At 61.7% G+C, this 26,184-nt stretch carries 24 protein-coding genes and 2 pseudogenes; 7 read left to right on the plus strand and 19 right to left on the minus strand.

The window, feature by feature from the left end:
- Positions 1-33: 33 nt before the first annotated feature.
- The 4 genes from urtB (at position 34) to urtE (ending at position 4,922) form a co-directional block, all read left to right on the plus strand.
- Positions 34-2,025, plus strand: a complete 1,992-nt coding sequence (gene urtB / locus N4R57_16560) for an urea ABC transporter permease subunit UrtB (GenBank protein ID UYV36596.1) — start codon at positions 34-36, stop codon at positions 2,023-2,025.
- 232 nt (positions 2,026-2,257) lie between these two features.
- A complete protein-coding gene (gene urtC, locus N4R57_16565; protein UYV36597.1) occupies positions 2,258-3,526 on the plus strand; it encodes an urea ABC transporter permease subunit UrtC in 1,269 nt (422 codons plus the stop codon).
- Complete coding sequence (gene urtD, locus N4R57_16570) at positions 3,483-4,223, plus strand: urea ABC transporter ATP-binding protein UrtD (GenBank protein UYV36598.1); 741 nt, start codon at positions 3,483-3,485, stop codon at positions 4,221-4,223. Before urtC ends, urtD begins: the two co-directional genes overlap by 44 nt.
- A 3-nt stretch (positions 4,224-4,226) precedes the next feature.
- Positions 4,227-4,922: an urea ABC transporter ATP-binding subunit UrtE gene (gene urtE / locus N4R57_16575; protein UYV36599.1), complete on the plus strand. Its 696-nt coding sequence runs from the start codon at positions 4,227-4,229 to the stop codon at positions 4,920-4,922.
- A gap of 38 nt (positions 4,923-4,960) precedes the next feature.
- Here urtE and N4R57_16580 read toward each other — a convergent pair whose 3' ends face one another.
- The 18 genes and pseudogenes from N4R57_16580 to N4R57_16665 all read right to left on the minus strand — a co-directional run bounded on the left by N4R57_16580 (position 4,961) and on the right by N4R57_16665 (position 22,872).
- On the minus strand, positions 4,961-6,037 hold the full coding sequence (locus tag N4R57_16580; protein UYV36600.1) for a DUF1513 domain-containing protein: 1,077 nt from the start codon (positions 6,035-6,037) through the stop codon (positions 4,961-4,963).
- A gap of 1 nt (position 6,038) precedes the next feature.
- The gene (locus N4R57_16585; protein UYV36601.1) at positions 6,039-7,055 is read right to left on the minus strand and encodes an imelysin family protein; all 1,017 of its coding nucleotides are present in this window, start codon (positions 7,053-7,055) and stop codon (positions 6,039-6,041) included.
- The gene (locus N4R57_16590; protein ID UYV36602.1) at positions 7,056-8,582 is read right to left on the minus strand and encodes a c-type cytochrome; all 1,527 of its coding nucleotides are present in this window, start codon (positions 8,580-8,582) and stop codon (positions 7,056-7,058) included.
- Positions 8,583-8,833: 251 nt separating this feature from the next.
- Positions 8,834-9,364: a hypothetical protein gene (locus N4R57_16595; GenBank protein UYV36603.1), complete on the minus strand. Its 531-nt coding sequence runs from the start codon at positions 9,362-9,364 to the stop codon at positions 8,834-8,836.
- Between the two features lie 117 nt (positions 9,365-9,481).
- On the minus strand, positions 9,482-10,744 hold the full coding sequence (locus N4R57_16600; GenBank protein ID UYV36604.1) for a peptidase: 1,263 nt from the start codon (positions 10,742-10,744) through the stop codon (positions 9,482-9,484).
- A 10-nt stretch (positions 10,745-10,754) separates the two neighbouring features.
- The gene (locus N4R57_16605) at positions 10,755-11,228 is read right to left on the minus strand and encodes a hypothetical protein (GenBank protein ID UYV39600.1); all 474 of its coding nucleotides are present in this window, start codon (positions 11,226-11,228) and stop codon (positions 10,755-10,757) included.
- A 42-nt stretch (positions 11,229-11,270) separates the two neighbouring features.
- Positions 11,271-11,321: pseudogene (locus N4R57_16610) on the minus strand (hypothetical protein).
- A 74-nt stretch (positions 11,322-11,395) separates the two neighbouring features.
- Positions 11,396-11,566: a hypothetical protein gene (locus N4R57_16615; protein ID UYV36605.1), complete on the minus strand. Its 171-nt coding sequence runs from the start codon at positions 11,564-11,566 to the stop codon at positions 11,396-11,398.
- A gap of 287 nt (positions 11,567-11,853) precedes the next feature.
- A complete protein-coding gene (locus tag N4R57_16620; protein ID UYV36606.1) occupies positions 11,854-12,777 on the minus strand; it encodes a helix-turn-helix transcriptional regulator in 924 nt (307 codons plus the stop codon).
- Positions 12,778-12,871: 94 nt separating this feature from the next.
- A complete protein-coding gene (gene boxA / locus N4R57_16625) occupies positions 12,872-14,059 on the minus strand; it encodes a benzoyl-CoA 2,3-epoxidase subunit BoxA (protein ID UYV36607.1) in 1,188 nt (395 codons plus the stop codon).
- 82 nt (positions 14,060-14,141) lie between these two features.
- Complete coding sequence (locus N4R57_16630) at positions 14,142-14,324, minus strand: hypothetical protein (GenBank protein ID UYV36608.1); 183 nt, start codon at positions 14,322-14,324, stop codon at positions 14,142-14,144.
- A gap of 97 nt (positions 14,325-14,421) precedes the next feature.
- Positions 14,422-15,873: a benzoyl-CoA 2,3-epoxidase subunit BoxB gene (gene boxB / locus N4R57_16635; GenBank protein UYV36609.1), complete on the minus strand. Its 1,452-nt coding sequence runs from the start codon at positions 15,871-15,873 to the stop codon at positions 14,422-14,424.
- Positions 15,874-15,944: 71 nt separating this feature from the next.
- The gene (gene boxC, locus N4R57_16640) at positions 15,945-17,606 is read right to left on the minus strand and encodes a 2,3-epoxybenzoyl-CoA dihydrolase (protein ID UYV36610.1); all 1,662 of its coding nucleotides are present in this window, start codon (positions 17,604-17,606) and stop codon (positions 15,945-15,947) included.
- Between the two features lie 197 nt (positions 17,607-17,803).
- Positions 17,804-18,598 carry an alpha/beta hydrolase gene (locus N4R57_16645; GenBank protein ID UYV36611.1) on the minus strand — a complete coding sequence of 265 codons (795 nt, stop codon included), beginning with the start codon at positions 18,596-18,598 and terminating at the stop codon, positions 17,804-17,806.
- On the minus strand, positions 18,595-19,251 hold the full coding sequence (locus N4R57_16650; protein UYV39601.1) for an AMP-binding protein: 657 nt from the start codon (positions 19,249-19,251) through the stop codon (positions 18,595-18,597). Before N4R57_16650 ends, N4R57_16645 begins: the two co-directional genes overlap by 4 nt.
- Positions 19,158-20,132 carry an AMP-binding protein gene (locus tag N4R57_16655; GenBank protein ID UYV36612.1) on the minus strand — a complete coding sequence of 325 codons (975 nt, stop codon included), beginning with the start codon at positions 20,130-20,132 and terminating at the stop codon, positions 19,158-19,160. The genes N4R57_16650 and N4R57_16655 overlap by 94 nt, the downstream gene beginning before the upstream one ends.
- 307 nt (positions 20,133-20,439) lie before the next feature.
- Positions 20,440-21,105 carry an SOS response-associated peptidase gene (locus N4R57_16660; protein UYV36613.1) on the minus strand — a complete coding sequence of 222 codons (666 nt, stop codon included), beginning with the start codon at positions 21,103-21,105 and terminating at the stop codon, positions 20,440-20,442.
- A 177-nt stretch (positions 21,106-21,282) separates the two neighbouring features.
- Positions 21,283-22,872, minus strand: coding sequence for a 5'-nucleotidase C-terminal domain-containing protein (locus N4R57_16665; protein ID UYV36614.1), 1,590 nt, complete (start codon positions 22,870-22,872; stop codon positions 21,283-21,285).
- 113 nt (positions 22,873-22,985) lie between these two features.
- On the opposite strand from N4R57_16665, the gene N4R57_16670 reads away from it, so the two are divergent.
- The 3 genes from N4R57_16670 to arsC are packed head-to-tail and all read left to right on the plus strand — an operon-like array spanning position 22,986 to position 24,720.
- Positions 22,986-23,324: a DUF952 domain-containing protein gene (locus N4R57_16670; GenBank protein ID UYV36615.1), complete on the plus strand. Its 339-nt coding sequence runs from the start codon at positions 22,986-22,988 to the stop codon at positions 23,322-23,324.
- Complete coding sequence (locus tag N4R57_16675) at positions 23,321-24,379, plus strand: quinone-dependent dihydroorotate dehydrogenase (GenBank protein ID UYV36616.1); 1,059 nt, start codon at positions 23,321-23,323, stop codon at positions 24,377-24,379. Before N4R57_16670 ends, N4R57_16675 begins: the two co-directional genes overlap by 4 nt.
- Positions 24,376-24,720: an arsenate reductase (glutaredoxin) gene (arsC, locus tag N4R57_16680; protein UYV36617.1), complete on the plus strand. Its 345-nt coding sequence runs from the start codon at positions 24,376-24,378 to the stop codon at positions 24,718-24,720. The genes N4R57_16675 and arsC overlap by 4 nt, the downstream gene beginning before the upstream one ends.
- A 76-nt stretch (positions 24,721-24,796) precedes the next feature.
- Here arsC and N4R57_16685 read toward each other — a convergent pair.
- Positions 24,797-26,055: pseudogene (locus tag N4R57_16685) on the minus strand (lytic murein transglycosylase).
- Positions 26,056-26,184 lie beyond the last annotated feature (129 nt).

Consider the following 26,184-nt stretch of genomic DNA (forward strand, 5'->3'; position numbering starts at 1 on the left):
CCTCTCCATCTTCCCGCACGGGGCCCCACACACATGAAAACGCTCTTCACAGCGGTCTTCACGCTCTTTCTGACGTGCGTTGCGGCCTCCGCCCAAGTTTCTCAGGCCCAAGTTTCTCAGGACATCGCTCAAAACGCCGCGATCCAGCCGCTCTTGCAGGAACACGGCGCGCTCATCGCCAAAAGCTCGCGCCGCACCATCGGCCCCGCGATCGACGCGATTGCCGCCAGCGACCTGCCACAGGCCAAAACCGTGCTTCAGGCTTGGGTCGAAAGAAACATGTGGATGCGCAAATCCGACGGGCTTTTCTTTACCGCTCAAGAGGGTGACGCCAAAAGCTATACGCTGATCGACTTTGACACCGGCGCGCCCGTTGGCACAGCCGCCAAATCCGATCTGAAACAGCTCAAACCCAACAGCGGCGTGCGCGCGATGATCTCGACCGCGCTGGTGAAATTCCAACTCACCGACCCGGACCCGGCCCGCCGCTGGGACGCGCTCACCTCGATCAAACGTGACCCCGACGCCGCCCTGCTCGCGCCGCTGCGCGCCTCGCTCGCAATGGAAACTGACGCCGCACTTCTGGCTCAGAAACAGCGCCTCGAACGCTTGCTCACCATCGCATTTGACGCTGACACCACGGCCCGCGTGACGGCCATTTCGGACATGTCCGGCGATCTCGGCGTTGATTTCCGCGCCACGCTCAACCCGCTGGTCGCCACCACCCGCCGCGTGGTCAAAGGCGACCCGCCACAAGACCTCAACATCGCCGCCCGCCTCACTCCGGGAGAGGACGGCTTCTCGGAAACCGAAGCCTACGACTTGCTGGTTGCCAAAAACCTCGCCCTGCCGCGCATCACCCCTGATGCGATCCGCGCGGCCCTGTCCGAGAACATAACAAACGGGCGCGTCGGCGGCGTTCCCCTTGCCCAGCTTGACGATGATGCCAACCGGCACAAAGCCTATGTTGCTCTGGTCAACGCCGGTCAGGCCCAAGCCTTCGCCACCGAACCCGAAGTCCGCGCCACCCTCGCCGCGCACAGCTTCTTTGACAGCTACGCCGAATCCTCGCGCACGGTCACAACCGCCGCGACCAAGGCGCTCGCCGATATTGACGTGAAGCTGGCCCTGAACCAGACCCTCGATTTGACGCTTGATGCGCTCTCGCTCGCGTCGATCTATTTCCTCGCTGCGATTGGCCTCGCCATCACTTTTGGCGTCATGGGGGTTATCAACATGGCGCATGGCGAATTCATCATGATGGGGGCCTATACCGGCTATGTGGTGCAGCAAATCATCCCGGATCACACCATTTCGATCCTTGTCGCTATCCCTCTGGCCTTTGCGGTGACCTTTGCCGCCGGTGTCGCGATGGAGCGGCTGGTGATCCGCTATCTCTATGCCCGTCCGCTGGAAACGCTGCTGGCCACCTTCGGCATCTCCATCGCGCTGCAACAACTGGCCAAGAACATCTTTGGCACACAGGCCCGCCCGTTGACATCGCCGGGCTGGCTCGATGGGGCGCTGGTGATGAATGACGTGGTCTCGATCAGCTATATTCGCATCGCGATCTTCTTCCTCGCGCTGATTTTCCTTGGCGTTTACCTCTTCATCATCAAGCGCACGCGCCTCGGGCTCGAAACCCGCGCCGTCACGCAAAACCCGCATATGGCGGCGTCCATGGGTATCAATCCGGGGCGCGTCAACATGCTCACCTTCGGGCTCGGCTCGGGGATTGCGGGTGTCGCGGGCGTGGCGATTGGCCTCTTTGCCAAGGTCACCTCCGAACTCGGCTCCGACTACATCGTCCAGAGCTTTATGACCGTGGTGGTCGGCGGTGTCGGCAATATCTGGGGCACTCTGGCGGGGGCCGCAATGATCGGCTTCCTGCAAAAAGGGATCGAATGGCTGAACCCCTCCAACACACTGGCGGCCCAGACCTATATGATCATCTTCATCATCATTTTCATCCAATTCCGGCCACGGGGCATCATCGCCCTCAAAGGCCGCGCAGCGGGGGATTGAGGACCATGCAACACGCAACCCACCCCTGCAACGCGCCCCAAACCAATCAGAGCACCCGGCCGCCAACGGCGGCCAGCGCCCGCACCGCCCCCCCACGGGGCGGGCGCTTGGCAAAGGCTCCGCAATCCGTTGACGACGCGCACACCCTCACGACCAAGGCATCCTTGAACGCGCCCCGTGCGGCGCGGGCGCTGGCCTCGCTCTGCCATTCAAACCATCGGAGGGCCGCCCAATGAACCGCTCCTTCATCGCCAAGAACCCCTCGATCCTCGTGTTCCTCGCCCTACTCGCGGTGTTCACCATCGTCGTCACGGCCCTGTCCGAAGGCGCGGGCGCGGGCTTTATCTCGACCAGCTTCATCAAGACGCTGGGCAAGACGCTCTGCCTCTGCCTCGTTGCCGTCGCGATGGACCTGATCTGGGGCTTCACCGGCATTCTCAGCCTCGGGCATTTCGCCTTCTTCGGCCTTGGCGGCTATATGATCGGCATGTGGCTGATGTACGAGCGCACGCGCCTGATCGTGGTCGACTCTCTGGCCCAATCCGACATCCCCGCAACCCCGACCGAAATCACAGACGCCATCGGCAACCAGATCTTCGGCGTCGTCGGGGCAAGCGACTTTCCCTTGGTCTGGGCCTTCGCCGACAGCCTGTTTTTGCAACTCCTGCTCGTCGTTCTGGTGCCCGGCCTGCTCGCGCTCATCTTCGGCTGGCTCGCCTTTCGCAGCCGCGTGACAGGCGTCTACCTCTCGATCCTGACCCAAGCCATGACCCTCGCTCTCGCGCTCTTTCTCTTTCAGAACGACAGCGGGCTGCGCGGCAACAACGGCCTCTCGGGCCTGCAAAACCTGCCCGGCGTCACGGCGTCACAGGATGCGGTCTCGCTCTGGTTCTTCTGGGCCTCGGCCCTCGCGCTGGCGCTCGGCTACATCCTCTCGGCATGGGTCGTGTCGGGCAAATTCGGCTCGGTCATCCGCGGCATCCGCGATAACGAGGCACGCGTGCGTTTCTTGGGCTACTCGGTCGAAACCTATAAACTCGCGGTCTTCACGCTGACCGCCTGTATCGCCGCCATCGCAGGCGCGCTCTACTACCCGCAGGCGGGCATCATCAACCCGGCGGAAATCGCGCCGATCGCCTCGATCTACCTCGCGGTCTGGGTCGCGATTGGCGGGCGCGGGCGGCTCTATGGCGCGGTCATCGGCGCGGCCTTGGTCAGCTTGCTCTCGACATGGTTCACCGGCGGACAGGCCCCCGACATCAACCTCGGTTTTTACACCATCAAATGGGTCGATTGGTGGCTGGTGCTGCTCGGGCTGACCTTCGTCGCCTCCACGCTGTTCGCCCCCAAGGGGATCGGCGGGCTGATCGACCATTTCTCCGACCGCCGCACCCCCAACCGCCATGGCGCCAACCTCGGCCCCGATGACGGTCCCTGCGCGAAAAGGAGGCCACTGAATGAGCACGCTCCTCGAAGTCTCCGGCGTTTCCGTATCCTTTGACGGCTTCCACGCCATCAACAACCTCAGCTTCCAGATCGGCACCGCCGAAATGCGCGCCGTGATCGGCCCCAACGGCGCGGGCAAAACCACCTTTATGGACATCGTCACCGGTAAAACCCGCCCTGACGAAGGCCGCGTCATCTGGGGCGAAAAATCGGTCTCCCTGCTCAAGATGAGCGAAGCCAAAATCGCTCAGGCCGGGGTCGGTCGCAAATTCCAAAAACCCACCGTGTTCGAGGACCAGTCCGTCGAGGAAAACCTCCTCATGGCACTCAAAAAACCGCGCGGCTGGCTCTCGGTGCTCACCTTCCGGCCTGACAGCGACGATCTCGATCGCACCGCCGAACTCGCCTCCGAAATCGGCCTCTCCGACCAGCTCAAACGCAAATCGGGAGAGCTTAGCCATGGCCAGAAACAATGGCTCGAAATCGGTATGTTGCTGGCACAGGAACCGCGCCTCTTGCTGGTTGATGAACCCGCCGCCGGCATGACCCCGGCCGAGCGTGAACACACCACCGACATCCTTGTCGAGGCCGCCAAAACCCGCGCCGTCGTCGTGGTCGAACATGATATGGAGTTCGTCCGCCGCCTGAATTGCAAGGTCACGGTGCTGCACGAAGGCTCGGTTCTCGCCGAAGGCAGCCTCGATCACGTGACCGCCAACCAAGACGTCATCGACGTCTATCTGGGGCGCTAAGCCATGCTGAAACTCGACAATCTCACCCTGCATTACGGCCATTCGCAAATCCTGCACGGCATCTCGATGGAGGCCGCGACGGGCGAGGTCACCTGCGTCATGGGCACCAATGGCGTGGGCAAGACCAGCCTGATCAAGGCGATCTCGGGCACCCATCCGCGCACCTCGGGCGAGGTCGCGCTTGACGGGCAATCGCTCGGCATCCTGCCCGCCAACAAGCTCGCCCATCTCGGCATCGCCTACGTCCCCCAAGGGCGCGAGGTTTTCCCCCTGATGACCGTGCGCGAGAACCTCGAAACCGGCTTCGTCTGCCTGCCCAAATCGGAACATTTCGTGCCCGACCATATATTCGAGCTGTTCCCTGTGCTGAAAGAAATGCAATCGCGTCGCGGCGGTGACCTTTCGGGTGGCCAGCAACAGCAACTCGCCATCGCCCGCGCCCTGATCACCAAGCCCAAGCTCTTGCTGCTTGATGAGCCGACCGAAGGCATTCAGCCCAACATCATCCAACAGATCGGCAACGTCATCCGCCTGCTGCGCGACCAAGGCGAAATGGCCATCGTGCTGGTCGAACAATACTTTGAATTCGCCTATGACCTTGCCGACCGTTTCGTCGTCTTGCGTCGCGGCGAGGTGATGCTCGAAGGCACCAAGGGGTCGCTCGACAAGGCAGAGGTGCTGAAATCCGTCTCGGTATGACCATAAGCGTCACCCGATGACCGACTGACCCTCTAACCCTACACCGCGACCAAATGGTTGTCCCATTGCACCTCATGGCTGGCGGTGCGTTGCAGAACGCCTCCGGAAATCACCCCGAAATCGCCTGTCCCGGCGGATACGCAAAACCCGCCCCGCGCCGGACCCAAGCCACAGACATCGGCCATCTCGACCACGCCGCTCAGCGCGCCGCTGCCAATGGCAAACACATGCACCAGCCCGCCGCGCGGCGATGAAATCGCCACCTCGCCGCCATCGCCCGAAATCGCCACGCTTCCGGCATAGCCCTTCATCCGCGCCTGCTCGTCCGCACCCGCTGTCAGCAGGCGGATGCTCTCGCCCCGCCGGTGCAGCCCCAACAGCGGTGGATGTTCGCCAACATCCCCCTGCCATTGCATGGCAAACGCCACGGTCCCGCCTTTGCTCACCGCCAGATGGCGGATCGAATTCTTGTGCCATGCCTGTGGCAATCGCACCCGCTCCACAACCTCGCCGCGCAGCGTGGCATAGCTCAGGTTCGGCGCCATCACCGGGATGTTCAACTTGCTGCGCCCGCTTTCGGGATGCGTCTCGATCCCGCCATTGGCAATCACCAAGGTCTCTTGATCCGGCAACAGGCGAATGTCATGCGGACCAACACCGCCCGATGCAAACTCTCCCACACGGCGATACCCGCTCCTGGCGGCCCACACGCCAATCACACCGCGCCCTTGGGCGTAATCATTCTCGGCGGTGTATAAGATCTGTCCGCTCGACGAAAACACGCCATGCCCGTAAAAATGCCGCCCCTCGGGGGCCTTCAAACGGGCAATCTCTGTGCCTTTCGCGCAATCCAGAACCAAGGCAAACGTGCCGGGCCGTCGCGCAAACGCCACCGCCTCTGGCCGCTTGGGGTGCGCCGTGGCCGCATGCCCGCGCCCCGGCAAGGGAAGCCTGAACAAAACCCTGCCGTCTGCGCTCACCCCGGCCAGCGCGAAACTGCCATCCGCCTGCCGGGCTGCCGACAAAAACGCCGGCGCGCCCGCGTCCGCCCAGCTCAGCCGCGGCGTCATCCCCGCCGCCAAAAGGCCGCCAACAAAGCCTCTGCGCGATGGCATCTCAATCTCCGTCCAACGCGTTGAACCCGGCGCTCACACCCAGCATCGGACCCAACTCGGTATTGGCGATCTCGCGGATATAGCCGATGGATTGCTGCAGGATTTCCACCTCTAGCCGCCCTTGGATCGTGGCCACCCCGGCGAACACCGGATCACCCAAACCCGCCGCCAGCTCAAGGCTACGGGCAAACGCCGCGTCAAGCGTATCTGCCACGCTGCCCGCCTTGCGCGACAGGATGGCCGCCAACTCTCGCGTGGCTTCAACCGACACCACCACATTGCGCAGCGACCGCCCCGAACGATAGGCCTCCGCCCGCTTGGGGCGTGGCCGCTCAAACGTGCCCAAAGGCCGGCCAAGCCGGGTATCTTGGGTAAACTCCAACCCCACCAGCAACGCCTTGAACACCTCCTGCACCGCCTCGTCCTCGCTGCGATACCGCCCATCCGCGCCCGGATGCATCAAAGCCTCGCCATATCCGCCGCGCCAGTCGCTCAAAATCGCACCCGCGTTCCGCTCAATGTCCGCCGTCACAGCCCGCACCAGATCACAGCGGTAGGTGGCATCGCCCATGCTGGCGATCCGCTCGTCAAACAACAGAAACTCCAAGGCGTAGAACCCGCGCCCCGCAATCGACACATGCGAAAACGCCTCAACATCCTGTGCCGCCGAATCTTGATTGCGGATCAACCGCGCAAGCGCCTTGGGCGTGAACCCCTTGGTGTCGGGCCAAAACGCCAGCGCAAACGCCCGGTCATTGACCTCGCTCGGCCCGAACCGCAGATGGCTTACGCCCACCCACGCGTCAAACGCCGCATGATAGGCCTGCTGCAACCCCTCCGAAGACGCCGAACATTCGGCTGTCGCGGCTTGGTGAAGCGCCCCACTGCGCGCGCTCAATTGCTCAAAGCGCGGCAAGACATGCTCTTTAACAACCGCCTCCAACACCGCGCCGCGCCCGTCCGCCTGCGCAACGGCGGGAAACAGAAAAACGGCAATAGCGACAAGGTGACGTATCATTCAAAGACTCTCCAGAAAGCGGATTAATGCGGCCCGGTCTGCTTTCGGCATATTGACCACCGCGTCCTTCATAGGCTCGGCTTCGCCCCCATGCCAGAGGATCGCCTCAAGAAGTGATCGCGCCCGCCCGTCATGCAGGAAATAGCTGTGCCCGCTGACCGTTTCCGTCAGCCCAACACCCCAAAGCGGCGGCGTGCGCCATTCCGTTCCACTGGCGCGGGCTTCGGGGCGATGATCGGCCAACCCCTCGCCCATGTCATGCAGCAACATGTCGGTATAAGGCCAGATCAGCTGAAAACTCTGCGCCGATTTCCCTTCCATACGATGGGTTACAAAAGAGGGCGTATGACAGGCGATACAGCCCGTTTCATAAAACACCTTCTTGCCGCGCAATACCTCGGGGTCATTGGCATCGCGCCGCGCCGGAACGCCCAGGTTTCGACTGTAAAAGGTGACCAGATCCAGCCCCTCACCGTCGATCTCATGGCCGCGCACATCCTCCGCCCCATGCGGCGCCTCAAGACAGGCAACCTGCGCTGCGGTGCACTCGCCCTGCGGCGTCGGGAACAGCGGGTTGGAAATGCCGATATCCCCGGCAAAGGCCGCTGCCGATTGATGCTTGATCGTCGGCGCCCCGGCCTTCAACCCGAACCGCCCCAGCATCGGCGTGCCGTATTCCACCGACCAAACCACATTGGCGCGCCCCGTAATCCCGTCACCATCGCGATCATCCGGGTCCGCCAGCGCCAGAATATCGCGCGCCGGAACCGCCTCAAGCAGACCCAGCCCGATCATCTGCGGCGCCACCCTCGGGCTCAGCATCGCCCCCTTCGCCAATGGACCATACCCCAGATCAGCTGCGCGATAGGTCGGGCGCCGCAAACGGGCAACCTCGCCGCCTGACAATGGCACGGCCACCTCTTCATAGGTCACCTCAAACCGGTATTCCGCCGCATGCCCCGGCAGCGCGAAATCCTGCAACTGGCTGCCGTAAACCGGGTCGGGCCGGGTCGCCAGATACCCTTCAATCTCGGCAATCGCATCGCTCTTGTCGCCCAGTACCGAAACGCGCAAAAAGATCGACACCGCATTGTCATCCGGCCCTTCCGGCGGATGCCCGCGCCCATCCTTAATATGGCACCGCTGGCACGAGCGCGCATTGTAAAGCGGCCCCAACCCGTCCGACGCCAGTGTCGACGACGGCGACGACACCCAAATCTTGCGGAACAAGCCGTTGCCGACCTTGAACTCCAACTCTCCGTCAAAGCCGATGTTGGCCGACGGCTGTGAAAACGCATCCGCATTCAGCCGTGGACGCACCGTCGCGGCCCCCCCCGACATCTCTTCGAATTTCTGTGCCTTGGTGAAATCGGTGGTCGGAGTCGTCACTTTGCGAATGCGCGCAGCCTCATCAGCGGTGCGCGGCACCACGTCCAAATGCAGGTCCTGCAAATCGTCCCACGGCGCGGCCCATACGCCCGACGCCACAAGCCCAGTCACCAGAGCCGCGAAAAATGGGGGTTTCATCGTTTGGTTTTCCTAAGTCCCGGTTTTTCGCGCGTTTCCACCCCGGGGTTGGGGACTTCCCTTCTGCAACCCCGCCCGAAAACACGTCCGCGCGGGGTTATATTACTGGCTGCCATGTCGGGCGTAAAATCACAAATCCCGGCAACGGCTTACCGCATAACGCTTACGCGCCGAACCCGACCGTGATGCCAAAGTTGAACACAGGCTTCGCGCTCTCTGCAACTTCGATCAAAATTCCTGCCGAAACAGTCTCACTCAGCCCATAAGACACGCCCAGCTCGCCGTAAACATCGGTGCCGTCGTGCCCGGCAAGAACGCTGCCGGTGAATTTGTCGCCAAGACCGAATTCCGCGCCAAGGCTGATGTCGGTGGATTTGGCCGTAAGGGCCCTGAACCACTTCCAATGTGGCCCCGATATTGCCCGAAATCGGGAAATCAAGCGCCAGCCCGACCTCATCCGAAGTGAACCCGCTCTTGTCGAGGTAAATACGCGAGTAATAGGCCGTCAGCGCCATATCGTTGCCAAGCTCAAAGCTGTAGCCAAGCGACAGTGTGATCTCCGCATCATCCGCCGGGTGCTTGTAGAGCGTTTCAAGCTCTGCACCCACAAAGGCGCCGCCATAAGACAGCTCAACAATGACATCCGCAGTGGTCTCGGTCGTGCCGCCCGATGTGACTGCCACGTTGACAGATGCTTCGCCCGAATACGACAGCTCCGCCGCCGACACAGCCGCCGGAAGGGCAAGCGTCGCAACGCTCGCCAAAAGATAGTGTAGTTTCATTTGATGGTCCCCATTTCATGATATTGGTCCGCGGGTGCGGTCGCTTCTGGTATGATATGACATTACGGCACTCAATAGCCGATGCAGTATCAGCGGCCACACCCCCGTTCGGTGTGCTTATTCAAAGACAGCCGACGGATTGTCGAGACTGTCAGAGCCTTCAAACGCGATCTGATCAATGCCCAGCTTCACCACGATCCGCTCGATGGTTTTGGTCTGGTCGATCAACCCGTTTACGCCGGCCATGATGATCGCTTCGCCGCCCGCGTTGCCGCGCTCCAGCATCTGATCATAGGCAAAACCGCCTTCCGCTGCGGTCTTGATCCCGCCAAGTCCGCGCATCGTCGTGGCCAGCTTGGCTTTCATCTCGGCATCAAGCCCCGCATCCGCCGCGGCCACCAGATCCGAAAGCGACGGACCCGAAATCACCGTGCCATCAACCCGGACATATTGCCCGAGATAGACGTTCTGCACGCCAAGCCCATCGTAATAGTGGCTGTTATGGGTGTTGTCCGAAAAGCAATCATGCTCCTCTTCCGGGTCGTTCAGCATAAGCCCAAGACGCATCCGCTCACCGGCTTGCTCGCCATAAGACAGCGACCCCATCCCGGTCAGCATCGCCGAAATACCGGCCATTTCGTTTTCCATCAACGCCTTGCGCCCGGCACCGCCGTCAACCCATTGCGCCGCCATCCACTCAAGGTCCGACACCAGCAATGCGCTGGCCGCTTTAAGATAGGCCGCCCGCCGGTCACAATTGCCGCCGGTGCAATCGTCACCCGCTGCATAATCGGTCCATGGACGGTTGCCCGCGCCTGCGCCATGCCCGTTCGGGCCCTGACCCCAAAGCAGAAACTCGATCGCGTGATAGCCGGTCGCGACATTCGCCTCGATCCCGTCCACCTCATGCAGCGTTTCTGCCAAAAGCTTGGGCGTGATGTTCGTCGCGTCAATTTCCTTGCCCGACAAGGTGAATTTCGCCGTCGCAATCACGTTCAGCGCGGCAAAGGCGTTCTCGTCGCTCGGCCCGCCATAGTCGGCGCTGACGTAGTCGATCAAACCCTCGTCCAGCGGCCATGCGTTCACCTTGCCTTCCCAGTCGTCAACAATCGCGTTGCCGAACCGGAACACCTCGGTTTGTTGATACGGCACCCGCGCCGCAATCCACGCCGCGCGCGCCGCCTGAAGCGCCTCGGCTGATGGCGATGCGATCAGCGTATCAACCGCCGCTTCAAGCTTCTTTGCGGTGGCAAGGCTGTCGGCATAGCTCGCCTCGGCGATGTCGGCATAGGTGTCGATCACCTCGGCCTTTTCAACGGCCCAAAGCGGGGTGGAAAATGCCAGCATCGCAGTGGTGGCGAGTAGAATAGATCGTTTCATGGTGGTTCCTTTAGTGAAGTGTATGTCGTGTCGTCTGTGGCGAAACCGTTTCCGGTTCGGAACGCGTGGCTATCTGACGTAGGGCAATGCCCAATTGCTGCGCCAACCCGGCAAGGCTGGACGCAAAATCCGGGCGCACAATCAGGCTGGCCAACAACATCGCATCTTCACGCGCGCCCTCGGCGGCGGCGGCGATGAAATTGGCAAAACACGCCTCGTCCGCGCCAAGGCACTTGCAGGCAATCTGATGGCGCATCAACGGGCGCCGCCCATGGCGCGCGCAAAGCTCGCAAATCTGCTGCAACGCCTCGACCGCTTGTTGGCCAAGGTCCGCCCCAAGGAAATCCTGCAGCTCGGCGCTCACCCGGTTGCGCTCCTGCGGCCCGCTGTACCAATAGCGCAGGCACTGCACCGCATAGGCCTCGACCGGCCCCAACTCGGCCAGCAAGCCGACCGGCGCGCCGCCGCGTATGTGCGACTGCATCGTCACTTGGTCAGGATCAGCTTGCCCGCGCGGGTAATCCGCAACGTGTAAGTCTGCCCATCGTTCTGAATAAAGGCGATCCGCCCCCTGCATCAGGTCCTGAACATCATGGCAAGGCGTGTCGGTCTGCGTATCCGGGTGCTGCCCCATCGGTCGGGAATCATTCATCACATCAATCTTTCTTCAACCGTGTCTCGGTCGATCAGCCATTCAAGCGTGAGGCCCCCGGCATCGGATTGATCGCGTTCCAAAAGACAGGCCGCCAACTCGTCGCGTGCAACGACATGTGCCGCCTTGTCTTGTGTCTGATCGTCCCGGCCACGGTGCATAAACAACATCTGCACGCTCCTCGGTTTGTCCCATGGCTTCCCCGTCGTGAGTCCGACAGAGTGGCTTATCGCCTTTTTCTTACTTTTTCTGTCGGCATTGTCAATCTTACTATTTTTGTAAGATTAACGCACATCACCTGAACAAATCTGGAAATCCTCAAACACGGGCAAAGACTTGCGCGCCCTGCACAGGCGGTCAAACCGGTCAAACCCGGCCACCATCACATATTGAGTCGCTTGAATATTGGGCAGCCATCGCGCCCCGCCGCCATACGCAATGACGGGCCGGCCACGCCTTACGCCCCGGTCAAAAACCCTTCGGCCGCCAACAACGCAATCAACTCCTGCGCCGATTGCTCCAGCGTTTTGCCCGACGTATCAAGTGCTGCATGCGCGCGCCGATACAGCCCCTCGCGGCTCTTTAGAATGGTGCGCAATTGCTCCATCGCTTCCGGGTTGCCCTTCATCGGGCGCATATCCCCTTGCGAGCGGACCCGCGCCATATGCTCTTCCGGGCTGGCCTTGATCCAGATGGTGTGGAACTGGCTGCGCACGGCGTTATACGTCGATGGCTCCGCCACGATTCCGCCCGCCACGGCCAGGATAATATTGGAATGGGTCGCAATGATCCGGTCCACCGCCTGCGCTTCCAGCGTGCGATACCCCTCCTGACCATAGAGCGCCATAAGCTCGGTCACCGGCATCCCGGAATGCGCCTCGATCTCGCTGTTCAACTCCACAAACGGCACGCCCAATGCCTGCCCCACCCGCGCCCCGAGCGAGGATTTCCCAGCCCCGCGCAGCCCAACCAAACAAACCCGGTTCGCCCGCTGATGCTCGTTCGTTTCCGGCAACAAAATCTCGCGCACGCGCGTCTTGATGTCTTCGGTCGACCCGCGAAACATCTCGGCAATCCTGAGCGCCTCCGAGGTCCACGGATCTTCCTCGCCCAACAGCCACTCAACCCGCGTGTCCAACGCATGTGCCACGCGCTGCAATAACCCGATCGAGATATTGCCCTCGCCCGCCTCCAACTGCGCCAGATACCGCATCGACACGCCCGAAGTCTCCGACACAATCCGCCGTGGCAACCCCTTCATCTCGCGCGCCTTGCGCACACGCTCTCCCACCCGCGACAGAAGCAACTCAACAGCCTCATCCGCCCCCTGCGCAGGCCCGCTTGAGGTGACTAAGCCGTCAAAATTTGTGATCTCGCTCATAGGGGTCGCAACTTGTGAATTATATCGCACAAGGTATCTGATTTCACCGACAGTTCAAACGCTTTTGCCCGATCCATGCGCCAAGCGCGCCACGTCAGTAGGTCTCGACGTGATAGCGCCCCTCTTCGCGCATCGCGTCCCGCGTGGCATTCCATGACAGACCGGCGCTCTCTGCGATGTTGGAAAACGCATGATCCACGCCCACCTCCATACCGCGCAAGCCACAGATATATATGTGTGTTTTCGGATCGGCGAGCAAATCTGCGACCGCGTCCTCTTCCACCATCATCCGGTCCTGAACATATTCCTTGTCCTGATCGGGAAGGCGACTGAACACCATATGTTTCTTCAGAATGCTGTCGGGCACTTTCCCCAATGGCCCGAAATAAGGCAGGCTCTCGGGCGTGCGTGCGCCAAAAAACAGCACCATATCGCCGCCTTCTGTGCCGCTCATCCGGGTGCGATGCATGGTAAACGCCCGAAACGGCGCCGAGCCTGTGCCGGTGCACACCATCAATATCCGCGCATCCGCGTCATTGGGCATCAGGAACGTCGCCCCGAACGGGCCGGTCACCTGCACCTCGTCGCCCTTCTGCAGATCACAGACATAGTTCGAACACAGCCCCTTGTCCTCGCGCTTCACGGTCAGCGACAGGTTGTTATACCCCGGCCGCTCGCCGTCACGCGGGCTGGAAATCGAATAAAGCCGCGGCAGATGCGGGTTGCCGGCCTCATCCACACCCGGCGGAATGATCCCGATGCTCTGCCCTTCCAGAACCGGCATCGGCTGGCCTGCGAAATCCAGAATAATGTGGCGCACGTCGCCATCCGCCCCATCAGCCGTCAGCCGGTAATTGCCCTGAACCTTCGCCACCGCTGGCTTGCCAAGGTTATAAAGGTTCACCGTCGGCTTCGAGGCCGTCGCAGGCGCATGCGCCTTGCCGCCCGCCCCCTCATGGGCTTCGGCCAACAGCTTGGCCATGGCCTCGTCCATCGCCTCCATGTCGGCATCACCACCCCCGTCGAGCTCTTCTTGCTCGGGCAGTTCTTCCCAACTGAATTGCTCTTCCAGCGAATAAGGCTTGGCCACAACGCGCCATTCATCAATCGACCCGGTCGGGCAAACCGGAATGCAATCCATACAGAAATTGCACTTCTCGGCATCCACCACGACATTGTCGTCGTCATGGGTGATCGCCTCGATCGGACAGGTCATCTCGCAGGTGTAACAACGGATACAGATTTCCGGGTCGATCAGGTGCTGTTTCAATGGCTTGTTCATGGCTATCCCACCTTCGTTTTCGCTGCCCTCCCCGGCCAAGTCCGGGCCGGGCGGTTTTTACCCGCAATCACACCGCGTGCAATCACTCTCCTGCAGCAGTTTCGCCCAATACGACCTCCGGCACCACCATGACTTCGATCAGGGCCTGACACAGCCCCCGGCAATCACTGCACCCGATACACGGCGTGCCCAAACCCGCCACCTTGCTGGCAACCGCTTCAACCCGGTCTGTTTGTGCGCGGCGTCTCGTGATGGTCAGTCCCATTGCTTCTCTCCCTGTGACGACATGGTGAATGCGTTCTGGCGTGCATCTGGTTGGCGCGGGGCGGTCCCGCTTAAAGAACACCGCCCCGGCCGATCACTCATGCCATGGCGAGCTTGACGTACTCAAAGTCACCCGGCTTGTTGTCGATCCCCACCTTGGGCGGCGAAATCCACGTGGCGTATTTGCCCGGCTCGTAAACCGGCGTCATCAGCGACTGGATGTAATCACCATCGGCATGGCTGGGCAGCCACTCGACCGCGCCCTTGTCATAGGCCTCGCCCGAGATGAAATTGCCCTCTGGGTCGATCATCTTGTCGGCAAAGACACCGATCTTGCGGTTGAACGCCTCATGCGGCAGCTTCAGCTCGAACTGGATACCCGATTTCTCGATGATCTTGTTCCAACGACCCACGCCACCGGCGGCGTCCTTGGTGTAATCATCGCGAAGGCGCATGTTGATTGCGGTCAATGCAGGCACATCATGCTGCACGATCTTGCCATCGACAATATCCCACACGCGATAGGTGTCATCGGTCAGCTTGTGATCGTCGTCAATCCGGTGCTCCTGATAGCGCCCCTTGACCCCGGCGTTGAACGCATTGGCCGCGTTGGTCGACACTTCCTGACCAAACAGGTCCAGCGACAGCGTATAGTGCAGGTTCAACTTCTTCTGGATCAGCGGCAGGTCAATCACTCCCAGCGCGCGGATTTTTTCCACGTCATACGGGTCTTCGATGCCGTTCTCGCGCATCACGTCACAGGTCCGCTGGATCGTGCGCCCAACCCCGGTTTCGCCCACAAACATGTGGTGCGCTTCCTCGGTCAGCATAAAGCGGCAGGTCCGGCTCAGCGGGTCAAACCCGGATTGCGCAAGGCTCTCCAGCTGCATCTTGCCGTCGCGGTCGGTGAAATAGGTGAACATGAAGAACGACAGCCAATCCGGCGTCTCTTCGTTAAACGCGCCCAACATCCGCGGCGCTTCTTCGCTGCCCGATTGACGCAGCAACAGATCATCCGCCTCTTCGCGCCCGTCGCGGCCGAAATACTTGTGCAGCAGATAGACCATCGCCCAAAGGTGGCGGCCCTCTTCCACGTTCACCTGAAACAGGTTGCGCATGTCATAAAGCGATGGCGCCGTCAGAGCGAGAGACTTCTGCTGCTCAACACTCGCAGGCTCGGTATCGCCCTGAATCACGATCAGGCGTTTCAGCATGTTGCGATGCTCGCCCGGCACCTCCTGCCACGCGGGCTCACCGGCCTGCTCGCCACATGGAATGCGGCGGTCCTCAACCTGCGGCGCAAGCAATACGCCCCAGCGGTATTCCGGCATCTTGACGTAGTCAAACTTGGCCCAGCCCTTGGGGTCCACGCTCACAGCGGTGCGCAGATACACCAGCGATTGCTGGAAATTCTGCGGGATCAGGTCGCTCCACCAGTTGATGTAACCGGGGTGCCACTTCTCCAGCGCCTTCAACACGCGCTTGTCGTTGGACAGGCCCACGTTGTTGGGGATTTGCGTGTCGTAACTCACATTGATCAGGTCTAGCATGTCATTCCTCCTTGCCGCTTGTCACCGGCCTTGGTCGTCATTGGGCGGGCGCAAACCCACCGTTGCTTTTCTCACACTCGGTTCATGTCATAGCTGCCCTTGACGCCGGTGCCATAGCGCTGCAACGCGCCCTCCGGCCCCACGGCATTCGGGCGCTGGAAGATCCAGTTCTGCCAGGCGGTCAGGCGCCCGAAGATCCGCGTTTCCATCGTCTCCGGCCCGGCAAACCGCAGGTTCGCCTCCATTCCGGTCATCGCATCGGGGCTAAAGCTCGCGCGCTCCTCCATGAAGATACGGACCTCGTCCTCCCAATCGATGTCATCAAGGATATAGGTCACAAGGCCCAGCTCATCGGCCTCCTCCGCCTCCAAAGCCTCGCCAATCCGGCCCTTCGCGGCTTCCACCGTCTCCGGCTCGCCCAAGAACCGCGTGTCCAACCGGCTCAAATCATTGCCCATCGGGTATTGCCCGAAATTCGACTCGCTCAGCGTGATGGTCGCGACCGGGCGATTATCGCCCTCGAACTCGTCCTCCATCATATAGCTGCGATCAACGGCAAACAGCAGCTCGGCCAGAACCCCGGCAAAGCACGACCCGTGCTCGACCAGCGCAACAAGGCTGCGCGAGGTCACATCGACCCGCTTCAACACCCGCTTCCAGAACGCCAGCGTTTCATTCGCCAGCCAGTGATCCTTGTTCGCCAAAAGCAACGCCTCATGCGCCAGCACCGCCTCCGGGTCGCCCTGACTGCGGAAGGTCAGAACCCCCAACTCCGGCTCGTTCGCCCGCAAATGCAGGATCGCATCGTCCAACTCGCGTGCAAGGCGCAGCAAATAGGCCTGATCGCCCTCGGCCAAAAGCGCGTCCATCGACGCGGGCGCCGCGCCTTCCGGCCCATGCAGCATCACCTCGACCGCACCCGCCGCGCGATCCACAGTCACCTCTACCAGAGAGTAGCGCACCGACCCGTCCTCGCCGAACTCACGCTTGAGCGGCCCCAAGGTGATGCCCGCCTCGGCGCTCGGCCCTTGCGACGCTGCGGCAAACTCTTTGGCCCGCTGCAACACCGTGTCGTCGAATTTCGAATTCGCGACCACCTCGTCAACCAGCCGCCAGTCCTTGGCCCGCTTGCCGCGCACACCCTCTTCCATGGCACAGAACACATCGGCCCGGTCGCGGCGCACCATGCGCTTGTCGGTCACACGGGTCAGCCCGCCCGTCCCCGGCAACACCGCCAAAAGCGGCACCTCGGGAAGCGCAACAGCGCTCGAACTGTCATCGGTCAGCATGATGTAATTGCACGCCAGCGCCAGCTCATAGCCACCCCCGGCACAGGAGCCTTTGACCGCGGCAATATACTTCTGCCCGCTGTCGGCCTCTGCCGCCTCATAGGTGTTGCGCGTCTCGTTGGTGAACTTACAGAAATTCACCTTATGCTGATGCGTCGCCCCGCCCAGCATCCGGATATTCGCCCCGGCGCAAAACACCCGGTCCTTGCCCGACTGCATGATGACAACCTTGACCTCTGGATGCTCGAACCGCATCCGCTGGACAACGTCGTTCAACTCAATGTCGACACCCAGATCATAGGAGTTGAGCTTGAGCTTATAGCCGTCAAACAGCCCGCCATCCTCATCCACATCCATGGTCAGCGTTGCGATGTCGCCCTGCACGTCCACCTTCCAGTGGCGATAGCGGGACGGGTCGGTTTGAAAATCGATTACCTTGGTCATGGCCGTGGCCCCCTTGATCGCGTTTCCGTATTGTTACTTGCACTATAATTCACTTATTGACCTCCGTAAAGACAGGCTCTCTGGATTATTGCCCTTGATATTTATGCATTAATATCAATGTCCTAACGCAATATCAGGCTGGATCAATTCACTTTATGCATTATACTGCACAATAGATGAACCCACCGATTCCCCCGCTACAGCCCACCAACGAACCCGGCAACAGCCTCCAAAACCGCCTCCGGCTGATCGAACTGCGGCGCATGGCGGCACGCCTCCAAAACCACGACCTCGGCCAACTCCGGCAGCCGCTTGGCCACCTCCTGAACCTGTGCCAACGTCCCGTATTGGTCCTCGCGCCCCTGGATCGCCAAAACCGGAACGCTGATCCCGTCCAGCGCCCCCGCCACGTTCCACGCCTGAAACCCGGGATCCAGCCACGCCCCGTTCCACCCCACAAACGCGGCCTCCACATCGGCGTGATAACGCGCCAGCTTTTCGCGCAAATCCGTCCCCTCGAACGCCGCGCGCGCCTGTGCAATCTCTGCCAGCCCCGGCGCTTCGGTAAAGAAATGCGGCGCCATCAACACCACGCCCCGCAGCCGCGCATCCTCGGTGCGCCCGGCATATTCCGCCGCGATCGTCGCGCCGTCCGAATGCCCCATCAGCACGACCCGATCCGCCCCCAGCGCCGCCAGAACGTCGGGCAATACCGTCACCGCCTCGCGCGTCATGTAATCCAGCGGCCTTGGCAACTCGCAAGCGTCCGATTGCCCGTATCCGGCCCGCGAATAGGCAAACACCGGTGCGCCCGTCGCTGCGCTCAACGCCTGCGGAAACTCCCGCCACAGTGCCACACAGCCCAAGCCTTCGTGCAGCAACACGATCACCGGACGCTTGAAACCGCGCCCCGGCTCCGGCCCAAAGCTGGCCCATTCCAGCCGCTTGTCGCCCGCCGTCAAATGCCCGGACCCGGCGGACCAATCAATCATTCGCCGGCTCTCAACCGGAACCGCTGGATCTTGCCCGTCGCGGTCTTTGGCAACTCGTCAACGATCTCGACCCAACGGGGGTATTTCCACATGCCGATCTTGTCCTTGACGAAGGTCTTGATCGCCTCGGGGTCGGGCTCCTCGGCCCCGTCCTTCAGCACAAGAAACGCCGCCGGCTTGGCCAAGCCTTTCTCGTCATTGCGCGACACGACCGCGGCCTCCAAAACCCCCGGCACCTCGATCAACGCCTGCTCCACTTCGAACGGCGACACCCAAATGCCCGAGACCTTGAACATGTCATCCGTGCGCCCGCAGTATACATAACGCCCACCTGCATCGCGCTCATATTTGTCACCCGTGCGGGTCCAATGGCCCTCAAAGGTGCTCTGCGATTTGTGCCGCCGGTTCCAATAGCCCTCCGCGCTTGATGGCCCCCGGACAAGCAACTCTCCCACGTCGCCATCCGCCACCGGCTCGTCATGCTCGTCGACCAGCCGCACCTCGTATCCCGGCACCGCCACGCCGGACGTGCCGTAAACGATCTCTCCGGGCCGGTTGCTCAGGAAGATATGCAGCATCTCGGTCGAGCCGACGCCGTCAACGATCTCCGCCCCCCAGAGCTTTTCCCACCGCTCCCCGACATCCCTCGGCAGCGCCTCCCCGCCGAGGTGCAGATGCGGATCGCATGGTCGGGCTTACCGCCCCGCTTCTCCTGCTCCGCCACCAAGGCGGCATAAAGCGTTGGCACCCCGCAAAAGATCGTCGGGCGTTCTTCGGCCATAAGGGCGAAAACACTGTCGGGCGTTGGCCGCCCGCCATAAATCACCGTCGTTGCGCCCACCGCCATGGGAAAGCTCATCGCATTGCCCAGCCCATAGGCGAAAAAGAACTTGGCCACCGAGTGCACCACATCCTCCTCTGTCACACCCAGCACCTTTTGCCCGAATGTGTCCGATGTCGCCTTGAGCGAGGAATGCACATGCCGCACCCCTTTGGGCGTGCCGGTCGATCCCGATGAATAGAGCCAAAACGCCAATTCATCGCCATGCGCCTCTACCGTGTCCTCCACCGGCGCGCCTTCGACAAACGCGCTATAGCTTTCGGTGCCCTCTGCCGCCGCGCCAATCACCACAACGGCGCGCAAATAGCGGTTTCCGTCAATCGCAGGCTTCACCACATCCCAAAGCTGCTCTGACACCACCAGAATGCTGGCCCGACTGTCGTTCAAAATCGCTTCATAAACGGTCGATGACAGCAGCGTGTTTAATGGCACCGGAATGGCCCCGGCCTTCATCGCCCCCCAAAACACCACCGGAAACTCGATCTGGTCGCGCACGATCATGGCGACGCGCTCCTCGCGCCGCACCCCGTGACGGTAAAGCGCCCCGGCAAAGCGCCCCGCCTCCTCGGCCAAACCGCCATAGGTCAACACCCGCTTGTCGCCATCCGCCTCGCGAAACGCCACCTTCTCGCCGCGCCCCTCCTCCAGATGCCGATCTACGAAATAAACAACCGCATTCTCATTGTTTTGCATGGGTCTCCCCTCCCTAAAACGCGCCGCTCGCTCCCTGCCAATGGGCTGTGCGCGGACCACGCGAAACGCTTCATGTCGCTCTGCACCCCGCCTGTCCCTTGAATAAAATGGACACAGGCCAAGCACACTGGCTGGGCCCAAGCTGGCCCTGACGCTCCGCCAAGCCCCTCTTCTCCGGCCCGCAAGAATCGTCATTTATGCGTTATAATGCACTTTATCTCACGCCACTCAACCCCAAGCGCGCGCAGTTGTATTTTTTTGCACAACACCCGCCACACATTCGGCGGCTCACCCGGCCGTCAGCCGGTCACTCGGTCAGCGGCTCAATCAACGCAGGCCCCGCCGCGCGGTTCGAATTCACCTCGCGCCCAACCCGGTGAAACTCAAGAACATCCTCCGCCGCCGGTCGCATCAATGGCGCCGCACCATGGCCCTCCTCGCCCAGCCACTTGGCCCAATTCTGCGGCTCCAGAACCACAGGCATCCGGTGATGCACCTGCCCCATGGCCCTATTCGCAGCACAGGTCACAATGGCACAGCCGCGCACCGGCTCCGCGCCCTTGTCCCAATCCTGCCAGATCCCCGCAAAGGCCAGCGGCGCCCCGTCACTGCGGGTAAAATACCACGGCAACCGCTGCCCCTCGCCATCCTTGGACCATTCATAAAACCCCGACGCCGGGATCAAACAGCGCCGCTCGCGCACCGCCGCGCGAAACGCCGGCTTCTCGGCAATCGTCTCCGCCCGCGCATTAATCAAAAGCGGGCCGTCATTCATTGCCTTGTACCAAGACGGCAAAAAGCCCCAGCGCATCGCCCCCAAGCGCCGCTCGCCCCCATCATAACGCAGCACATGAACATCCGTGGTCGGGCAGACGTTGTAATTCGGCACATCAGGCAGATCATTCCCCGGCACCGCCTGAAACAGCTGCACCATCGCATCCGTCGGCACCGTTATCGCCAACCGCCCGCACATCTACCGCTGACCCTCCTTCACATCAAAACCCGCCCCCCTTCATCTGACCGGAAATATCCCGGGGGGTGCGAGGGGCTGGCCCCCCGCTTTGTAACTGCGGCGCGGGCGCTACCCCTCGCCACCAACCAAAGCGCGCCAGTCAACCGACCCCGCAACAACAGCCGCCATATAACCGGCCTACTTCGGCGCGATCCGCCCATCAAGATACGGCTTATACGGCCCCACCTTGGCCAGATACTCGGCCGTCACATCGGCAAGGTCCGGCCCGAAATCATAGACATTCATCGCCTCGGTCCCGAACATCTTGTAGCCGTCCCCGCCATTGCGAACATAGTTGTTGGTGACCACGCCATAGACCTTCTCCGGGTCAAGCGGCACCCAAGTGTCGCCCTCCATCACCTCGGCGGACACAACCCGCGCGCCCGGCTCGGCCGTGGCATCGAACACCACCTTCATACCCGCCATCTGCGGGAACCGGCCTCCGCCCCCCTCGATCTGGCTGAACCCGTTTTCAAGCCCCGCCAGAATGGTCGACCCCTTGGCCTCGAACGTCGACAGCGTGTTCTGGAACGGCAGCACCGCCAGCACCTCGCCCATGGTGACCTCGCCCGCGTCAATCGACGCCCGCAAACCACCGCCATTGGTGATCGCAATCTGAATGCCCTGCGCCTTCACCCGGTCGAGCATCGCATCCGACACAAGGTTGCCCATCGAGCATTCGCCCGCCCGGCAACTGTCGCGCCCGCCGTCCACCAACTCGGTGGCTTCTGCGACGACACGTTTCTTCAACTCTTCAATCGGGCTGGCCAACTCGGCCACCCGCGCGGCAATCGCCGCGTCCGGGGTGATCGACGCGTCAATCAGGATCGTATCGCCGCTGGCCGAGGTCAGCACACCCGCATCGTCAAAGGTCAAAACCAGATGCCCCAGATACTTGGAATAGGCATAGGCCTGCACCACCGGCACATTCCCCACCATTGTCGGATAGGCCATCGCCCCGGCTTCGGTGTTGGAGAATTTCGTATGCGAATGCCCGCCCACAACCGCGTCCAGCCCCGGCACGTTCTTGGCAATCTCCATGTCCTTGTGCACACCAACATGGGTCAGCGCGATAATCTTGGTCACCCCTTGCGCCTCAAGCGCCGCAACATCGGCGGCAAGGCTCTGGATCTCGTCCTGAAACACCACATTCGGGCCGGGCGAAGATGTATCAACCGTGTCCACTGCAAGCGCCGAAATGATCCCGATCTTCTGACCGCCAACCTCCAACACCACATGGTTGCCCACGCGCCCGTTCAAAAGGTTCGACGACGACAGATCAAGATTGCCGGAAATCACCGGAAAGCTCACCCTGTCCAGAAAATCGGACAACCCCTGCGGCCCGTCGTCAAATTCGTGGTTGCCCACGGCCATCGCATCAAACCCGATGGCTTGCATGAACTCGGCTTCGACCGCACCCTTATAGGTGGTGTACATCAGACTGCCTTGGAACTGGTCACCCGCATCCAGAACGATCACATTCTGATCGCTCAACTCGGCGCGCTTGGCATCCAATAGCGTCTTCAGTCGCGCCACCCCGCCAAAGCATTTCCCCTCGGCATCATCCTCGGCGCTACAGGTCGAGTCGTATTTATTAACCGGCTCGACCCGGCTGTGCAGATCATTGATGTGCAAAATATGCAGCGAATAATCCGCGACCGCCGCACCCGCGCTCAGCCCTATGCTCAACGCCACATATGCGGCCCCGCCTAATATACGTTTCATCATCTTTAAATCCTCGCTCTTGTTGGAAATAGCCAAGCACATGCTGCTACGCACGCGCGCATGAGTCAAAGCCAATCACGCTTGACCATGCCGCCGCAGCGTTGCAATGAACACACATGCTTATTTACAAGATTTTCCGCACATCCGAATGGCAAGAGCTTGCCGACAATGGCGAAACCCCCGGTGCACCGGTCGATGTTGCAGATGGATTCGTCCATTTTTCCACCGCCGAACAGGCGGTTGAAACGGCTACCAAACACTTTGCTGGCGAAACCGGCCTGATCCTTGCCGCACTTGATAGCGATGCGCTCGGGGATGCGCTCAAATGGGAACCCTCCCGCGGCGGCGCGCTCTTTCCACATCTCTATCGTGCCCTGCGGCTGTCGGATATCCTCTGGACCAAACCGCTGCCTCTCGATGGGGCCACCCATATGTTTCCACCGGAGATGACATGACACCGCTAGAGCGTCTGGGCCTCGGCCTCCTGCACCGGTTCGACCCCGAACGCGGGCACTGGGTCGCACTCAAGGCGCTGCGCAGCGGGCTGATGCCGCTGCCCGGCGTGGTCAGCTCGGCGCGTTTGCACACGTCGCTGGCCTCGCTTTCCCTGCCCAACCCTATCGGCCTCGCCGCCGGGTTTGACAAAAACGCCGAGGCGCTCGCGCCCCTCGCCCGCGCTGGTTTCGGCTTTGTCGAGGTCGGCGCCGCCACGCCGTGCCCGCAACCCGGCAATCCGCGCCCCCGCCTCTTTCGCTTGTCGCAAGATCGCGCCGCCATCAACCGCTTCGGCTTCAATAACGAGGGGATGGAGGCCATCTCTGACCGCCTCGCCCGACGCCCCCGTGGGCTGATCCTTGGCCTCAACCTTGGCGCCAACAAAGACAGCAGCGACCGCGCCGAGGATTTCTCCCGCGTGCTCGCCCATTGCGGCCCGCATATCGACTTCGCGACCGTCAATGTCTCCTCGCCCAATACCGAAAAACTGCGCGACCTGCAGGGGGCCGAGGCGCTGCGCTCGCTGCTCTCCGGCGTGATCGAAACCCGCAGCTGGCTCAAACGCCCGATCCCGGTGTTCCTCAAAATCGCGCCCGATCTTTCCGACAGCGAAATCGAAGACATCGCCGAGGTCGCCCGCGCCACCGAAATCGACGCCATCATTGCGACCAATACAACGCTCTCACGCGACGGGTTGACCAGCCCGGATAGCCAGCAGGCGGGCGGGCTCTCCGGCGCGCCGCTGTTTGAAAAATCGACCCGCGTTCTGGCGCGCTTGTCCGAGCTGACAGACGGCACCCTGCCACTTGTCGGCGTCGGCGGCATCTCGTCTGCCGAAGACGCCTACGCCAAAATCTGCGCCGGGGCGACGGCGGTGCAACTCTATACGGCGATGATCTATCACGGCCTCTCGCTCGCCGCCGACATCGCCCGCGGCCTTGATGAACTGCTCGAACGCGACGGCTTTTCCAATGTGGCACAGGCGGTCGGAACCAAACGAAAGGACTGGCTATGAGCCTTACAATCTGGCACAATCCACGCTGCTCAAAATCACGCCAAACCCTCGCACTGCTTGAAGAAAACGGCCACGTGCCCAGCATTCGACGCTATCTTGATGATGCCCCGTCAGACGCCGAACTGCGCGCCGCAGCCGCCGCGCTCGGTCTGCGCCCGGTTGACATGATACGCACCAATGAGGCCGATTTCAAAGCCCAGGGGCTAAGCCGCACAAGCGATGACGACACGCTCTTCGCCGCCATGGCCCGCACTCCAAAGCTCATCGAACGCCCGATCGTGTTCTTAGATGACAAAGCCGCCATCGGCCGCCCCCCCGAAGCCGTGCTCGACATCCTCTAAAACGCGTTTTCCGTCGCGGAAAACGGCCAAAAATCCTCCAAGGATTTTTCCCCGGATTTTTCGAAAAAATCCGCGCCTAGCCCAACCGTGCCAGCAAATCCTGTGACGGTGTCCCTGTCACCGGCAGGCCATTGGCCCGCTGATAGGCGCTGATCGCGGCTTCGGTCTTTTTGCCCAGCACCCCATCGGCCCCGCCGGTGTCATACCCCGCCGCCGTCAGCCGCGCTTGCAGCCGTTTTCTATCCGCAATCCTAAGCCCGTATTTGTCCGGCGGAAAATTCCCGCGCAAGCCCCCGCCCCCGGCCAAACGGTCCGACAAATGCCCAACACCCAGCGCGTAGTTTTCCGAATTGTTATACCGCAAAATCACGCTGAAGTTCTTAAAGACGAGGAACGCAGGCCCACCCAGCCCCATCGGGATAAGGATCGATCCGGCCCCGTGATTGGGCAGGCTCCCGCCCCCTGCGGATTTCACCCCCAGCGCGGCCCAATCGCCCGCTGATTTCTTCGTCCCGCGCCCGGCCAGCCCGGCGTTAAATCCCGACGGAAGGCGCACTTCCACCCCCATGTCTGCCCGCCCCGCCAGCCCGATTTGCTCAGGTACGCGCCAGCCGAGGCCAAAGCATCAGTCGGATCTTCCGACCAGATGTCGCGCCGCCCATCGCCGCGAAAATCCACGGCATAGGCCTGAAATGTGGTCGGGATAAACTGCGTATGCCCCATCGCCCCGGCCCAGCTTCCGGTCATACGCGCCGCGCTCACATCGCCGTTTTGCAAGATCCTGAGCGCCGCCATCAGCTGCTTTTCAAAGAACCCACCGCGCCGCCCGTCATAGGCCAGCGTCGAGGTTGCCGAGATCACCGGAATATCCCCGCGCCGCGCGCCATATCGGCTCTCCACGCCCCAGATTGCGGCCACCACATTGGCCGGCACACCATAGCGACTCTCGATCTCGCCCAGCAACGCGCGCCGCGCCGCCAGCTTGCTGCGCCCGGTCGACACTTTCTCGTCCGAGGCCATAATGGCAAGGTAATCCTGCAACGTGCGGGTAAACTCGGTCTGCTTGCGATCACGCTCGACCACGCCGGGCAAATATCCCGCCCCGCGAAAGGCTGCGCTCAGCGTCCCGCTAGAGATCCCCGCGCTCTGTGCCCGCGCCTTGAAGGCCGTCACCCACGCGTCATAGCCCGCGTTCGGCGTTGGTTGCAGCTTGGGATCAACCCGCACCGCCGCCGCGCCGCCGCTTCCGCCCCCGCTTGGCAATCCGCCCGTCATGCAACCGCTCAAAAGCGTCGCCGCACCTGCTGCTGAAACCCACCGTCTCGTTACCTGCATCACACTGCCTTTCCTGACATTTCACCGGCCCGTTTTTCTGGCCCGTTTCACCGGACCGTTTCCCCGGCCCCGTTTTGCCTACAATGTGAACCTTCTGGCGATTCCGGGCAAGCCGTCTCATGCGGCTCG

It is taken from the genome of Rhodobacteraceae bacterium D3-12, assembly GCA_025916135.1.
GTDB lineage: Bacteria > Pseudomonadota > Alphaproteobacteria > Rhodobacterales > Rhodobacteraceae > JAKGBX01.